Below are 16,918 nucleotides of genomic sequence, written 5' to 3'. Positions count from 1 at the left end.
TTGGTCTATTGTGATGACTGGTTTTCGTTGGTATTATTGGTCAGCACAGGCATCTGTTTGCGCAATACTTTAAATTCTGTACGCCTGTTTTTCTGACGGCCTTCCGGATTGTCTTTGTGGTTAGGCAGTGAATTCGGTGCAATAGGACGGGACTTGCCATATCCTTTTGCTATCAACCGCTGGGAAGAAACACCTCTGCTGATCAGGTAGTCCACACAGGATTGTGCGCGTGACTGAGACAGTTTCTGGTTAAATTTATCAGACCCGACACTGTCTGTATGTGCAGACATTTCGATCATCAGTTTGGGGTTATCATTCAGCATATCCACCACCGTATCCAGTACAACTTTGGATTCTGGGCGCAGGGTCGCTTTCCCAAAATCATAGTAGATATTGTTCAGGACAATCGGTTTCTCCACTTCATAATGTTTGAGGCAGAGCGTGGGATTGTCGAGAGAATCCACCCTGGTGAGCTCATCTGATTTAAAGTAGAGGCTCTTGGTAAAGTAGTTTTCTTTCTCTGCAATGATTTTATAATAACGTTGCGGGTCTACTTCAAAGGAGTAGCGGCCGGTAGCGTCAAGAGTTATTTTGTTCAGTGTTTTCTGCCTTACCGTATCGAGGAGTGTAATAGTAGCTCCGGCCAACGGCTGATGGGTATCACAGTCCACGATCAGGCCACTGGCCATTTTCCGGACCCTTTTGATACTGAACACTTCCAGACAGCAAACGGATTCACGGTCAGAACTGATAAATCCTTCTGCAAAGGGATGTGTATTATCCATTGCGGAGTAATAGATATCATCTTTGGACGAGTTCAATGGTTTTCCCATATTCACGGGAGTAGACCAGGAACCAAAATCACCTTCGCTCTGGAAGAAATCCAGTCCACCGAGGCCCACGCGGCCATCTGAGCTAAACACCAGCACATTTTTCTCGGCATCATAAAAAGGTGCCTGTTCTTCATCTTTAGTATTGATAGTAGTACCCATATTACGGGCATTACCGGGGGCATTGCTGTTCATCACGCAGTACCAGATATCATATTTACCCATACCACCGGGCCTGTTAGAGGCAAACAGCAGGTATCTGCCATCAGCAGTGATATAAGGCTGCATGGAGTTATAACCATTCATATTGATATTGTCGCCCATTTTTTGCGGCTCTGTCCAGGTGCCGTTTTGTTTGGTACTTAGGTAGATAGCAGCCTGTTTCACACCATCTTTGACTGACCAGCGGGTCATGTACATCGAGTTTCCATCGGGGGAAACAGAAGAAACACCCTGATCATATCCTTTGGCTGCTGGTATGTTCAGTTTCTGGCTGCTGCTAAAATCACTGCCGGTACCGCTGGCAGTATAGAGGTCGTTTACATAGGGCGTGCCTCTTCTGTCCTTCTTCTTTTCAACGGCCTGTTTAGTTGGCAGCGGCGGGGTTTCCGCGCGGGAAGAAGTAAACAACAGCGTATTGGGACCCATCACCACGGGCGCATAATTGGCGCCACCTTCGTTTACATTACCTGACAGTTTTGCAATGGTATAGCGGGGTTGTTTATTAGCTTCGCTCAAAGCAAATTCACAGTTGGCTATTTCCATTGGCACACGGGCAGACAGTTCGTCTGCACCGGTATAGTTGGTTTTAAATTCGTTGAACTGTTTAAGTGCTTCATCAAATTTTCCATTGGCTCTCAGGCATATGCCGTACCAGTATTTGGCTTGTAAGTACTGGGGGTTGTTGAAACCTACCACCTGGGAATACCAGGTTTCAGCGTTTCCAAAGTCATGATAAAGCCGATAGGATTCTGCCAGCCGGGACACCACCTGTTGATAGTCTTTAAACTTACCGCTGGGAGGGGCTGCGTTGGCGATGGCATAAGGCAATATCTGTTCTGGTTTTACCTTGAAAGTGCCCAAGGCTTTATTATAATACTGTGCTGCCGAATAATAGTCCTTGGCGTTGTAATATACGTCTGCCGTATGTTTGAAATCAACTACGTATTGCGCCTGTATCGAATTAATCAGCCCTGCAAAAATTACCAGTACAAGAAGTGTAATTTTTTTCATGAAGGTTCTAATTCTATGGTCTGGAGAAATAATGTATCCACTTCTGTTATATCCACTTGTGTGACGTTATCCTTATAATCTCGGGCAGATGAAGTATTCTTCATTTAGCACCCTTCTTTTCCTGCTGATAAAGGAAAGGGAGATTTCAAAGCTTTGGCTGCCGTTGACAAGGCGGCGCATATTTGAAGTATTGGCGTCATAACTGAGGCCAAGGACAAATCCTTTGAAATGGAAGCCGGCAAAAGGGATTACTGCATCGTTAAAGCGGTAGTTACCACCTACCAGGAAATCGAAATCGGGGGTTACCAGCAGTTGCGCATACATGCCGGCCACTACTTCTTCGGCGTTGCCCTGGCGCATATAAAGGCCTGTAGGAGTAAGGCTTACCGTTTCATTGAGTTTAATTTTGGTACCGCCATGCACGAGGTAACGTACCGGCAGTTTCTTTCCCTCACCCGTTCCGGCGAAAGGATCTTTCGGGCCGGTGAGGTGTGCTGCTGCAAACCCTACGAAGGGATTGAGCATATGATTAGGATTACCATCGAAGAACATGGCGCCAGCACCGGCATCAAAAACGGTAGAAGAGGTGGTCGTCACATTTTCACCGTTGGCAATGCTGGGATCGAAGCCGATGGTGGGCTTATATTGACTGCCTGTCTGGAACTTGGCCGGATCTACGCGGCGGTTGATGAGACCACCCTGGATACCGAATACGATCTGGCTGGTTTTAGTCTGTCCAAACCGCACACCGGTGTAAGATACACTGGCCATGGCATTGAAGAAGTTATATCCGGCATCACCGGCAGACATATTGAGGACATTGAGGCCTACCCCAATATTCTTATCTGTGGCAGCATCTACGGAAACACCGGCGGTAGAGAAGGGCTTTCCATAGTTTGCCCATTGGTTGCGGTAATTCCCTGAAACCCTGTAATCCCCGTCAATTATGCCTGTCAGCGCCGGGTTTAGCCAGAGCGGATAAGCATAATACTGGGAAAAGTGAGGGTCTACCTGGGCAAAAGACTGCCAGGGCAACAAACTGCTCCACAAAAGTACTGCAACGATTAAGATCCTTTTCATAGGAACATTTTTTACTTGTTCAAAATTGGCCGGGGTGCAAACCGGTGCCTGGCATGCACCCCGGCTAGTTCTTTATGTTATTAGTCTACGGGTTTCTGTTCCTGTCGTTATCTCATGAGGGTGACGTTACCTTTCTTCGTAATCACCTGTCCATCCTGCATAGTCGCTTTCACGATGTATACGTATACCCCTACCGGTTGGTTCTGTCCGCTCATGGTACCATCCCATCCCTGACGTTGGTCTTTGGAAGTGAATACCAGCTGACCCCATTGGTTGTATACTCTGAATTCGAGCTGCGCGATAGCTGTTCCGTATACATACAACACATCGTTTATACCGTCGCCATTCGGGCTGAAGAGGTTCGGAATGAAGATGTTATTGCCTTGCGGGTTGGATGTTGTACAACTCAATGTGCCCAATCCGCTGGTTTGACAATCGCTGGCGCCGATGGCTCTTACACCGAAGTTCAGTGTCTGGTTAGGCTGCAGGTTGTTTATGGTATGTGAAGTACCGGTTGGACCTGTGCTTGGAGCGCTGAAGGTAATACCACCATCGAGGGTCACTTCGTAGCGTACTGCACCCGGAACAGGGTTCCAGCTGAAGGTGACGCTGGTAGCAGTAATGTTGCTGAACGACACGTGCGGAGCAGCGAGCGGTTGCAGCATGCTGACGATCACCGCTGTTCTTGCGCCTATGCCCACGCAACCACCGGAGGAGCTTACAGCTTCCACATAGTAAGTAGTGGTCGTATTCAGTACAGGTGTAGTGAACACCGGACCGGTAAACACTGGTGTACCGCCAGTAGGTATTGTATACCAGTTGAAGGTAACACCCGCCGTTGTGGAACTGGCTGTCAGTGTGGCTGTTTTACCCGGGCAGATACCGTTTTCGTTGCCGGTAACTGTCGGTGCAGCCGGAGCATTGATCAGCTGAACACTCACAGCTGCGCGGGTTGCACTTGGGCAGCCGGTGGCGTTCACCGCTTCCACATAGTACATCGCGTTAGCCGTCACCGGTGGCGTTGTAAAGCTGCTGCCAGTTGATATGGCTGTTCCGCCGGTTGCGGTAGTATACCATTTATAGGTGAGTGCCGGATTCGGGCTTTGCACACTCAGTGTCACGGTCTGACCCAGACAGGTCTGGAGTGTTGCATTGACTACTATCGGTACTGCCGGTGCTGCATTGACAGTGACATTCACGGCTGTTCTGCTGGCGCTTACACAACCACCGCTGGTAGCAGCTTCGAGGTAGTAAGTCGCATTACCGGTTGGTGTGATGGTGTAGTTAGCACCGGTGAATACTTGCGTACCGCCGGTAGCCTGTGTATACCATTTGTAGATCACGCCTGCCACGCTGTTCTTCACAGAGAGGGTCACGGTCTGACCAGCGCAGGTTGTTATCGGATCTGCCAGCGGAGCATCGATGGTAGTGATCACAGTAGCCGTTACACTAACACTGGAGCTTGCACAGCCTTTATTATTCACCGCTACCACATAGAAGGAAGTGGTATTGGTCAGCGGGCCGGTGGTAAAGCTCGGACCGGAAGCCAACAGTGTTCCGTTGGCCGGAGCATCGTACCAATTGTAGGTCAATGCCGGATCCGGTGCCTGGATGCTGAAGGTTGCAGTACCACCGATACAGATGGTCAGGTTGTTCGCCACTACCGTCGGCATTGCCGGTGCCGGATCTACGTTCACAACAACCGCGGTCCTGGTGGCGCTGGAGCAGCCGGTGCCTATATTGGCCTGTACATAGTAGGTAGTAGTGTTGCTTACGGATGGTATATTATATACCTCACCGGTAAAGAGCAGGGTACCACCTACAGGGGCATCATACCATTGATAGATAAATCCTGGCTGAGCATTCTTCACAGATACTGTCACACCGGTACCTGCGCAGGTCCTGAGACTGGTAGCCGTTACTTCCGGAGCAGCAGGAGCCGAGGTAACTGTTACAGTAGCTTTCACTCTCGCAGAAGGATTACCACACGTTGCCAGATCACCTACTGCTTCCACATAGAAGTCGGTAGAGTTAGTGAGCGGCAGAGTAGTGTAAACCGGTCCGGAGAAGACTGGCGCACCGCCTGTTGGTACGGTGTACCAGTTATACGTGATATTGTTTGCAGGTGAGAGCACGCGCAGTGTTGCGGTAGATCCTGTGCAGATAGTCAGTGCATTGGATTCGAGTACCGGTGTTGGTGCGGTGCCTACGCTTATGGTCACTTTAGCTCTTACCGCGCTGGTGCAGGTACCGTTGCTGGCTTCAGCATAGAAGTCGGTCGTTACATTCAGCGGGTTAGTAGTATAAGTGTTGCCGGTTCCGAGCAGCGTACCACCGGTAGCAGCATCATACCATTTGTAGGTAGTACCTGCAACAGGGTTCTGGATACTGAGTGTCACTGTACCGCCAGCGCAGACATTGAGCGAAGTCGCTGCAATAGTCGGAGTAGCTGGTGCCGGATTCACTGTTACCGGTATCGCCGTTCTTGGGCCAGGGCAGCCTCCGCAAGACCTTGGACAGCCGCCGCCGATCACACCTCTCACATAATAAGTGGTGGTGCTGTCTGCATTGAAGGTGTAGCTAACGCCGGTGAATACCAGGTTGCCAGCCGCATCATTCCACTGGTAGTTTACGCCAGCCTGCGGGTTCTGCACGGTCAGTGTTACACTGGAGCCGGTGCAGGTATTAACAGATGCCGGTATTACCACAGGTGCAGGCGGTGCAGGCACTACATTCACGGTGCCGGCCACACGGGCAGATGGTGCGCCGCAGTGGGTGATATCACCCACTGCTTCCACATAGTAAGTGGTAGTAGAAGCCAGCGGCGGTGTTATGAATATCGGTCCTGTAAAGATCGGCGTGCCGCCTGTTGGTGTAGTGTACCAGTTATAGGTAAGTGCGTTGTCCGGATTGAGGATCATCAACATGCCTGGCGTATTCTGACAGGTGGTCACATTGTTGGATACCAGTACCGGTGTCGGTGCTGTGCCTACGCCGATGGATATTTTAACACGGGTAGTGTCTGTACAGCTGCCGGCAGACGCTTCCACATAGAAGTCAGTGGATACGGTCAGGTTTCTCACGATATATACCGGTCCGGTGAAGAGGACAGTACCTCCGGTGGCCACATTGTACCAGCGGTAAGTAAGGGTATTCACCGGGTTCTGTACGGAGAGGACTACGGAGTCGCCTGCACAGATATTGGTATTGGAAGCGGTTACTGTTGGTGTTTGCAGCGTGGTGATGTTTACATTCACCACTTTAGCTGCACCCGCTGCGTTAGCACAGCTGTTGCTTCCTTCTACGGTCACATAGAAAGTGGTATTGGCTGTGATCAGCGGAGTGGTGTAGGATGCGCCGGTAAACAGCAGTGTTTGCAGGTTGGCGTCCTGGTACCATTTAAATACCGGGTTCGTTACGGTGGTGGTGGTAGCTGTCAATGTAACCGTTGTCTTCGCACACACGGTAGTATCATTGAGGATGATATCTGCCGCAGTGGAGCGTCTGTTAACGGTCACATGTGCCGCTTTCAGGTCACCGGCAGCGTTTTCACAGTTGCCTGCACTGCTTACGCTCACGTAGTAGGTGTAAGTGCCTGGTGCGAGGCCTGGGATAGACAGCACACCGGTTGCGCTAACACCTTGTGTGATCGGGCCGGTCTTATCCGGATTAGCGTACCATTTGAATACCGGGTTCAATACTGTATTGGATGTCGGTGTGAGTACAGCAGTATCGCCTGCACAGATGGTTTGATCTGTCACATTGATATCAGCTGCCGTGGCCCCCGTGGTCACGATGAGGGTGATGACTGCGCGGGCACCTGCATTTGTACAGTTGTTACCGTTTACTGCTTCTACATAGAATTTATAGGTACCTACGCCGAGGTTGGACGGAGTAGTATACGTATTGGTGTTGGAGGCCAGTTTAGCGCCGCCGGTAGGAGCGTCATACCAGTTGAAGTTCACACCAGGCACTGCATTTACGCTGAGTGTCACCGGAGTATTCACGCAGGTGGTTACGCTGTCTTTGGTAGCAACCGGAGTAGCCGGTATACCGTACACGGTTACTGTTGCAGGCAGGGAAGCTGCGCCGTTACAGTTGTTCCGCATAGCTCTTACGGTGAAGGTGTAAGTGCCGGAATCGAGGGTCGGCGGTGTCACGTAGGCGATGCTGTCGAGCAGGTGGTTACCGTGGCTGTCGTACCAGCTGTAGGTAACACCGGCCGCAGGGTTCACCACGTTGAGAGTAGCCTGCTGACCTTTACAGATATTGGCGTTGGTCACCTGTACAGTTGGCTGAACGATGGCACGTTGTGCGTAGTTGAAGCCAATTTCTGTGAGGGCGCCCACAATACCTGATCTCAGTTTCACTTCCACGCCGGTGAATGGTTGGGTTGGTACGAAGGACAGCAATGCGCTTCTGCCGCCACTGAGCAGATTGATATTAACGAGCGGGTTGGACACCAGTACGGAGTCACCTGCTGTATTACCATTGTAGGATGTCAGCTGCAGACTGGCCAGTACGGCGGCAGAGAGCACCTGGCTTGGGTTGGTGACCAGTACTTTCACAGTATCACCCAGAGTGGAGACACCGTTGAAGTAAGCTCTTTCCCAAACGGAAGCATTCAGTATGCCGAGGTCTATAACGAGGGAAGAGTAAGTATTAGCGCTGTTGTCAACTGCCAGTTGCGGGTTGTACACATTGCCCAGCACCAGGAGGCCGGAGCCGCCGATGGTGAAGGTGCTTGCGCCTTCGCAAGGCACAGGGTCCTGTCTGTCGGTAATGGTGACAGCTGTTACCGGTACTCTTGCAGAAGTACAGGAGCCGGTGCCAGGTACCGCAGCTACTACCCAATAGGTAACAGTACCGACGGTAGCGGATGCCGGTGCGGCATACTGCGCACCTTTAAACAGGGTGTCTGTGCTGGTCTGGGTAGCGAACCAGTAGAACTGTGCATTAGCGGTGGAAGCAGATGCAGTAAATACCGGTTGCTGGTTGACTACCACGGTGTCAGGGTTCGGTGTTACGGTCGGATCAGGCAGTGTTGCTGCGGTGCTCACGTTAACAGCCGTTCTGGTGGCAGAGATAGTGTTGCAGCTGTCGTTTACGGCTTCTACATAGTAGGTCGCAGGAGCTGTTACATTGACAACTTTATAAGTAAATCCGCTGTCTGTGTTCAGTTTGGTACCACCTACAGCCACATTGTACCAGTTGTAGGAGTAGCCGGCCAGCGGGTTGGCGATAGCCAGTAACGCGTCTGAACCAGGACAAACTTTCACGTCATTGGATTGTACGGATGGTGCAGCCGGAGCAGCAGCCACTTTCACATCTACTTTAGTTCTTGTTGTGCTGGCGCAACCATTACGGTACGCTTCCACCAAGAAGCTGGTATCTGAGGTCAGCGGACCGGTAGTCAGGGAAGGACCATCTTTACCGGTCAGGTAAGTACCGTTGGAAGTATACCAGCGATAAGTGACGCCAGCTGCCGGGTTCTGTACATTGAGTGTTGCGGTGTTACCGGAGCAAACAGCCACCTGAGATGCCTGTACAGTAGGTTTGGCCAGTGCACGCTGTGCATAGTTGAAGCCTATTTCAGTCAGGGCACCGACGATGCCGGATTTCAGTTTCAGCTGTACCGCATCAAACGGATGGGCTGGTACAAATTCAACGAGCGCTTGTGTACCATTGCTCAACAGACTGAGTTTCACCAGCGGGTCGCTAACAACCACGGAATCCTGCGGAGCATTACCATTATAGGTAGTCAGCTGAACACCGCCCAGCAATGAAGCGGACAATACCACACCAGGGTCGGTAAGCAGTACTCTTACAGTATCACCAGGAGCGGAGAGACCGTTGAAGCCTACTTTTTCCCATACTTCTGCATTCAGCACACCGAGGTTGATCACGAGGGAAGAGTAAGTGCTGGCATCGTTATCTACCGCCAGCTGCGGGTTGTATACGTTACCCAGTATGAGGAGACCGCTGCCGCCGATAGTTTGGGTGGTAGCGCCTTCGCACGGTACTGGTGTTGGTGTGGTAAACTGTCCGTATACCACCACTACCGGCACGCGGATAGAAGAGCATGTGCCGTTGATGGATGCTTTCACCCAATAGGTCACGGTGCCTGGCGTATTCTGTGTAGGCGGCGCGTAAGTCGGGCCGGTAAACAGGCTGTCATTGCCAGCCTGGCTGCCATACCAGGTGAATGTCACGTTAGCGGCATTGGAGCTGGCTTTCAGTACGGCTTGTGTACCGATATTCACAGAATCCGGGTTAGGTGTTACCACCGGTGCGCTCAGCGAAGCAGAGATCACGATGTGGAATGCCTGTCTCGGAGAAACGGCACCACAAGCGCTCATTGCTTCTACATAGAAGGTAGTGTCTTTGGTGACATTCGGTACGTTAAATACATATCCGCTGTCGGTATTCAGCTTGGTACCGCCAGTGGCTACGTTGTACCAGTTATAAGTAAGCTGGTTGTTCGGATTAGATACCGCCAGTGCTGCGCTGGTTCCAGGACAGAGATTCAGGGTCTGGTCCGGGCCAGGTACAACAGGAGCAGGAGATACAGTAACGGTTACGGGTACACGTCCAGGGTTAGGGCAGTTATTAGCGCCTACCACCTGTACATAGTAAGTAACCTTACCTGGTGTTCTCAGGGTATCGGTAGTATAAGTATTCAGGCTGCTCAATACAGTCGTGCCGGTAGAATCAGCGTACCAGCGTACGGTAGTACCCGCAGCAGGTGTTACAGACAGTGTTGCTCTCTGGTTTACGCACACGGTATCACCAGTGCCACTGATGGTCGGATTCGGATAGAAAACGCGGGCACCATAGATATCGATAGCGTTGAGGAGATTAACTGCACCAGTGAGTTTCACTTCCACGCGGTCATACGGGGCGGTAGCACCTACTGTAGCATTAAATTGCTGGCCGCTCAGCAGACGCAGGGTCAACAGGTTAGCCAGGGTATCTGCTTTCACAGCAGTAGCGCCATTGTATTGAGTGATCACGATGCCGGCAAACAGGCCCACATCGGCCAGACCGCCCGGAGCTGCCATCGTCAGGCGGATGCTGTCACCTGCGGCTCCCGGGTTCGGGAAGATGAGCTGTTGGTATACAGAACCACCTATCAAACCTACCGGTACACTCAGGCGGGTGAAGTTGGTGGTAGAGCTGTCGATGTCATTGGTCGGATTCTGCACGGAGCAGAGTATGCAACCAAGGGTAGTACCGGAAATCTGGCTGGTCGGCACATTACAATCCGGAGAAGGAATAACCGGACCAGTCACTACCACGTCTACACGTACCCGTGCAGAAGAGCAGGCTCCCGGAATACTTACGGCAGCGAAGTAGCTGTAAGTGCCCGGATTATTAAACGGACCTACCACGAAGCTGGTACCAGTACCGGCGATGGTAGTGGTAGTAGAATCCGTGTACCAGTTGATCACAGCACCCGGAACAGGTGAAGCAGTGAGTGTTGCCTGTTGGCCGGTTGCTACTACGACCGTGCCAGTCACCACTGGTGTTGCAGGAGCATTCACTATTTTCACTACAGCTGGTTTCAACGTACCTGCAGCATTTTCACAACGGTTAGAACCGGTAACGGCTACATAATAAGTATAGTTGCCAAGTGCCAGACCGGTAATGGTGAGGTTACCCACACTGTCTAATGCATAGTGTACCGCACCTTCTGTCAGGCCATTGGTGATCGCTGTTGTTTTATTGGCGTCTTTATACCAGGTGAATACCGGGTTGGTAACAGTGGTAGAAGTAGGTTTCAGCACAGCAGTATTGCTAACGCAACCGAGCGTGGTATCAGCCAGGTTGATATCTGCAGCCGTACTCAATGCATTCACTGTAACCACAACGGGTATACGATCAGGATTTGCGCAACCGTTGGTACCAATCACCTGAGCCCAATAAGTGATGGTGCCAGGGGTATTGAGTACCGGGGTAGTATATGGATTCGGGCCCAAAGCAGTGGTAGTGGTGGAATCAGCATACCACTGAACACTGGTACCCGGTGCTGGTGTAGCATTGAGCGTAGCAGTGGAACCAACGCAGGCTTGTACATTACGTACCAGTGCAGTTGGGTTCGGGCTGATGATGCGGGCACCATATATATTCACTGAAGTCAGGAGGTTGACGAGTCCGGTCAGCTTGATTTCCACACGGTCAAATGCAGCTGTAGCCGGGATAGTTACATACGCTCTTGTGTTTCCTCCCAACAGTTGAATATGGAGCAGGCTGGAAATAGTATCTCTTGTCACCACGTTGGTACCATTAGCGACAGTTAATACCACACCTCCTAATACCGACAGGTCCAACAGACTTGAGGGAGCTCCGATCTCAAACCGCACGCTGTCCGTAGCAGCACCTGGTTGCGGGAAGATGAGCTGTTGGAAAGCAGCACCACCCAACAGGCTTACCGGAGCGTTCAATTGCGAGAAGTTGTTCGGGTCACTGTCGATTGCGTTATCAGGGTTGTTCACCGCGCAAAGCACGCAGCCGAGGGTAGTACCCCATGCCGTTGTTGTAGGTGCGTTACAGGAAGTAGGCGTACCAGGCGTCATGATGGTAACATCCACGCGGATCCTTGCCGAGGTACAACCACCTGGGAGACGCACACCAACAAAGTAAGTGTGTACACCTGGTGTCGCGAACGGACCTACATTAAATGACGGGCCTGTAGCCACCGGAGCCAGGGTTGTATCAGTGTACCATTCGATGGTACCACCCGGAGCAGAAGCTGTTAACGTAATAGTTTGACCGGTATTGCCGGAAACACCGGTAGCCGTTACCGGCGGTAGCGGGCTGGTACCCACGGTAACAGTGGCAGCAGCGAGTGCGCCGGCCTGATTTTCACAATGGGTACTGTCGGTGAGACTTACATAGAATGTAGTGGACGGAGCAGTAAGCCCTGTGATGGTCAGTTTGCCCGCAGCGTCGATAGCGTAGCTGATGGGGCCTTCTACCAGACCATTCGTGATCTGGGTTGTTTTATTAATGTCTTTATACCATTTGAATGTCGGAGTACCGGAAGGGTTGGTAGCAGTAGGTGTAATGGTAGCTACATTCGCACAGACCGCTGTAGTAGGCGACACTGTGATATCAGCAGCAGTAGCGTAGTTATTGACTAAGACTGTTACCAATGCTTTAGCGGATTCAGAAGCAGAGCATGTTTTCAGCATGGCCGATACATAGTACCGGAAAGTACCCACGGTAGTAGCAGGTGCTGAGAAAGTGGAGCCGGTGCCCACTACGGTTGTCTGGGTAGAATCGTACCAGGTATAATTATAATTGACATTGTCAGGACTACTAACACTGAGTAAAACAGGCGTACCCAGACAAGTGGTTTTGACAACACTTCCACCCGTGGTGGCAGGTGAAGGACTAAACCGTTGAATTTCGTTCACATTTAGTGTGGCCAGTCCACTGACGACGGCCCCAAACCGGACCTGTATATGGTCGAACACGCCCGAGGAGGCGAACGTCAGGGTTTGCGGTCCCGACGCGCCCGAGAGCAGATTGATTATAAGAAAAGCACTATTACCAGTCAGGGAGTCTACAACAGTGCCCTGATTATAGGTAACGATGGTGATCGCGTTCAGCAATTGAGCGCTCAACAGCACACCGTTGTTCGAAGTAATGATACGAACGGAATCACCGGCTTTGGAGAGGCCGGGATATACAGCAGTTATTTGAGCGTAGCTATTGGTTAAGGTAGTGCCTACCGCCGAAAACATCTGGGCGAATGTGGCCGTGTTACCGTCCACCGCATTATCAACAGCGGAGATGGAGCCTACACCGGCCAGCGTACCATTAATACCGTACAATACATCGATGGGGGTATTACAGGCGATAGTACCGGCAGCCGGTTTATTATAATAAGCAGCATAGATATTTACATCGACCAGTGCAGAGAGGAGGTCTGCCCGGATAGAGACACGTACTCTGTCGTACGCAGCACCCGGAGCAGGTACAAATATTTCTGCCTGGTTACCACTGGCGAGGAGATTAAGCAATGCATTCGAAATAGGTGCAGGCGATCCAACTGGTGTGTTGCCATTATAGGCTTGTACAACGATGGAGCCGGCGAGCGAGAGTGATAATGCGCTTCCCGCACCAATTTTCACTACTGCCGGGGTAGAAGCCGAAGGCAACTGACCAGCGGGGAAGATCAGGTTCTGGGAGATGGTCACCTGACCAAGCAGCGACAGCACTACCGGCGCGTTTATCTGCGAAGAGGTCCTCAGGAAGTTCCCGGTGACATCTATTGCGCTGTCCGGGTTGGTCACACCGCAGGCGAGGCACACGCCAATACCTGTAATGTCAACATTGTTGGACTGGCTGTTCGCATATACGCGCTGAGTCTGTGTTTGCGCCATTGCCGGCTGTGCTATCATCCCGAAGATCATCAACAGTAACAGCAGGTTTCCCAATAACAAACGGGTTTGCCTTTTGAAGAAAAGCAACACAGGTGTGTTCAAGGTACTTTTCGTCCTGGATTGGTTGATTGGGGCGGCAATAAAAGGGCAATTAGGAGTAGTGTTTGAATGCATAGCATCAGATATTAAAATAAAACGATATTCATTTTGCAATGAATTACAAACTACTCTGATGGAAGGATAGGCTACGAGGTGGCTACATGACAATAATTGAAAAGTGAGGTGGTAGATGTACCCACTTTCAATCATATGTTAAAACTTTGTAAAAACGTTACGAATGTATAGTGAAGAAGGGGATAAAAGGTGGTTCATTTTGGTTCATTTTGAACGGCAGTGCCCCTTTCGTTCATTATCAGATTTAACTGTTCAGTTTGTTCATTTCAATGACGATGGTCACCTTTTTTATGTCACGACATTTATCTGAACAGGCAGGAACCGGGCTGACGGGCAAATTTTTTTTTGTTTTTTTTCAATTTTTATTAGAAACCCGCCCCTTAAGGCCATCATGGTTGACTTTTAATCTATTTAATTAATATATAGTCTCATTATATATATAAATATTATTAATAAATAACACAAAAGTATCTTTATTAGAAATTCTCATATATATAATCATTTTTAAAATTTCCTGTTCATTTTGTTCATTTTACTTTTCGTAAATCTAAACCGCTGACTCAGACGTACTTAAAGAAGTATCGAAAATTCCTAATCCATTTATTGTCCCCTATGATTGATCTATCCTATGACTTCATCATGACACTGCAAAAAGAAGTATTGCGCAGATACGGTGTTGAAGTCATGTCATCGGCAGATTGCAAGAATCTGGCTCAGTCCATATTGGATAACACCACTAAACTGGTGAGTGAGACGACGCTCAAAAGGGTATTCGGATTTGCTGTTACACAACACAGCTTTTCGCGCTACACGTTGAACACACTCTCACAATATTGCCGGTTTAAGGACTGGGAGGATTTTCAGCAACATCATTATCAATTGCTCAACAGCGCCAGTCGCAGCAACCAGCAACTGGACACACGGAGATGGGATGAACTGAAAACCAAAGCGGATGCAGTATCTCACTACACTATCCTGACGCTTAAAAACCGTTCAGGTATTGCGTTCCCGTTTACTGTTCCCCGGACATTCTGTAATGCACACATTGAGCGGTTCCTGGAAAGCGACTACGCTGCCACCGCCCTGATAGCCCCGTCAGGATGGGGCAAATCCGTGGCCCTGGTACACCTCGCCGAACACTTCTGGTTCTGCCGGGATGCCCGGTTTAAACACGACGTATGCTGGTTCATCCATGCACACGCCGCCGGCAGCCTGCTGCTCAAAGGCTTCTCCCTCGCCAATTGGCTGGACAACCAGATGGACCTCGGCAAAGGGGAAAACTTCCGCGAATATTTTTCCAGCCACTTTAATAATAAAGGCGGCCGCCTGATACTGATCATCGACGGGTTCGATGAAATCGCCGTTTCCGGAGATAAACTCAAACTATTATATACCAAGCTGGAAGACTTCGTTTACTCTAACGACCGCTACCCCTGGGTGAAAGTGATCCTTTCTATCCGGAGCAGCACCTGGTCAGAGATATTCCAGCACTCCCATCAATATCCGGCCTTCCGCCGCTACTGGTACCTGGGGCCCGAAATGGACGAGGAAACAAACATCAACCTGCCTGCCCTCACAGAACAGGAGGTAAAGTCTGTCCTCTATAACCACCACTTTGACCCGTCCACCATCCGGATGTTCTCAGAGAGCTTCCTGCAGAAACTGCGGAACCCATATTACCTCCAGCTATTCTGCCAGCTCAATACCGGGCCAGACCAAAACTTTGTGGACGAACACCTCAGCCTGTTCGAGATCGTATCACGATTTGTGCAGAACCGCGTTTTCAACTCCCAAAGCAACGCCTTTAAAATAAAGATCATCGAAAAGCTGCTGGCGCAACTCGACTATGGCCGCAGTGGTATCTATATTGATAAGAGCAAGCTGCTCAACCAAAACGCTGATCTGTTCCCGGCCTATAAGGAGCTGCTGGCAGATAATATCCTCACGGAAGAGAACCTCAGCCAGGAAATTATGTTCCACGTAAAAGTGCGCTTCGCCCATACCTTCCTGCTGGAATACTTTGTGGCGATGCATTACCTCCAGCAAAGCAACCAGGAAATCAACGAAAACCTGCTGCGGAACATACTGGACCATCTGCCACAATCTCCTTACCGCATCGGGGTATTCCGCTGGCTGCTCCGCTATGCGATCACTACCCGGCAAACGGAAGGCATCATCAAAATGTTCCATCTCCCGCTGGCTAACATCGAAAAATCACATCTGCTCGAATATCTCGTGCTCCACTATCATCATGAGGGCAACAACCAGGTGGAACTGAAATCGATCTTCCCCGCAGGATTCTTCAAAAAGAACCCGCTCAGCCAAATCATCAATGATGAATTCATGCACTTCCGCAAACGGAAGGTGCTGAATGCCTTGCTGGGACTGGCCGAAGCCAGGGAAGACAAACTTAAAATCCGCAACCTGCTCTTCAGCATGGCCCTGCTACAGCTGGATGCAGAACAGTGTGAACTGGAACTCAACAGCATCAAAAAGCTGTACAACGCAGATGAATTTGACGGAGAACTGTGGGTGACACCTTATGAAATACTCCTCTTTATATATGAGTATCTCAAATTTGGCTTTGTAAACGAAAGCATCCGGGCCAAGATATACCAATACCAACAGTATTGGGGCCATACTTCCCGGCAACAAATATCCGTGGCGCAGGAAATTGTATTCCGTAACATGGGCACGGCCTTCCTGCTGATGGAAGATTATGAGCACCTGCTCAATTTCACGCAGCGGCTCTTCCAAACGTATCCCTCGCTGCCTTACCGCAAAGCGGACTCTTTCCGTCTCATGCTGTTGTTATGGCAGGCACAGGGCCATCTGGGAATGGGCAATATCAAATCCGCGGAAAGGATCTGCCGGCACGCTGATCAGGTCATTAAAAAATACTCCTCCGACTATTTCAGCGGAAAACACCTGGAATCATTCCAGAAACTGCTGCATGCCACGGTATATTATAACGAACACGAATTCCATAAAGCGATCCGTGTTGCCGAAATAGCCATTGAACATGCGCAGAAGCTGGACCTGAAAGTGCTCGCGCTGATGAACTTCGCCCTGCTGAAGAACATTTACCGTGACCTGAACATGGATAAACAGATTACGGACACACAACAACAAATAGAATTAATCCGTAACAGTACCTCCTTCAAACAGGCCATTCCAAATTTTGCGAAGTGATTATGGCATAATTTTGCT

The 16,918-nt window shown here is 50.2% G+C and carries 4 protein-coding genes; 1 reads left to right on the top strand and 3 read right to left on the bottom strand.

The window, feature by feature from the left end; genetic code table 11:
* Window positions 1-5: 5 nt before the first annotated feature.
* The 3 genes from HHL17_RS04165 to HHL17_RS04155 form a co-directional block, all read right to left on the bottom strand.
* Window positions 6-2,063, bottom strand: a complete 2,058-nt coding sequence (locus HHL17_RS04165) for an OmpA family protein (protein ID WP_169223515.1) — start codon at window positions 2,061-2,063, stop codon at window positions 6-8.
* A gap of 72 nt (window positions 2,064-2,135) precedes the next feature.
* The gene (locus HHL17_RS04160) at window positions 2,136-3,143 is read right to left on the bottom strand and encodes a PorP/SprF family type IX secretion system membrane protein (protein ID WP_169223514.1); all 1,008 of its coding nucleotides are present in this window, start codon (window positions 3,141-3,143) and stop codon (window positions 2,136-2,138) included.
* A gap of 107 nt (window positions 3,144-3,250) precedes the next feature.
* Window positions 3,251-13,588, bottom strand: a complete 10,338-nt coding sequence (locus tag HHL17_RS04155; protein WP_169223513.1) for an Ig-like domain-containing protein — start codon at window positions 13,586-13,588, stop codon at window positions 3,251-3,253.
* Between the two features lie 732 nt (window positions 13,589-14,320).
* Between HHL17_RS04155 and HHL17_RS04150 the strand changes: the two genes are divergently transcribed.
* A complete protein-coding gene (locus HHL17_RS04150) occupies window positions 14,321-16,900 on the top strand; it encodes an NACHT domain-containing protein (protein WP_169223512.1) in 2,580 nt (859 codons plus the stop codon).
* The last annotated feature ends 18 nt before the right edge of the window (window positions 16,901-16,918 follow it).

The sequence above is a fragment of the Chitinophaga fulva genome, assembly GCF_012927205.1.
Lineage (GTDB): Bacteria > Bacteroidota > Bacteroidia > Chitinophagales > Chitinophagaceae > Chitinophaga > Chitinophaga fulva.
The sequence above is the reverse complement of the archived record's forward strand: the minus strand, read 5'-3'. Positions and strand labels throughout refer to the sequence as shown.